A 387-nucleotide genomic window follows, 5' to 3' on the forward strand; every position below is an offset into this window, starting at 1 on the left:
CTCCGCGGTGAAAGCTCGCGCCGACGCGATCACAGGTCTCAAATCTGCCGTCGTCAACGCACCCGAACCGATTCGAGAACAGCTCCGGGATCTGACGACAGTCGCCTTGATCGACGCATGCGCTGCGTTGCGACCGACCGCGGTCACTCCAGGTGCATTGACCGCGGCGATCAAGACTGCACTGCGGTCGGTGGCACGACGGATTCAGCTCCTCGACGCCGAGATCAAAGCACTCGACAAGAACCTCGTAGTGCTCATCGACGATGCCGCCGAAGACCTCGTCGGCCGGTTCGGGGTGGGCTACGAAACTGCAGCGCAGTTGCTGATCACCGTCGGTGACAACCCCCACCGCGTCAGCTCCGAAGCAGCATTTGCCAGCCTCTGCGG

General features: G+C 62.8%; 1 pseudogene. It reads left to right on the forward strand.

Going from position 1 to position 387, the window contains the following annotated elements:
- Positions 1-387, forward strand: a pseudogene (locus O4220_RS27740) (IS110 family transposase); the annotation flags it as partial.

Origin of the sequence: Rhodococcus ruber, from assembly GCF_027270735.1 — a bacterium.
Classification (GTDB): domain Bacteria; phylum Actinomycetota; class Actinomycetes; order Mycobacteriales; family Mycobacteriaceae; genus Rhodococcoides; species Rhodococcoides rubrum_A.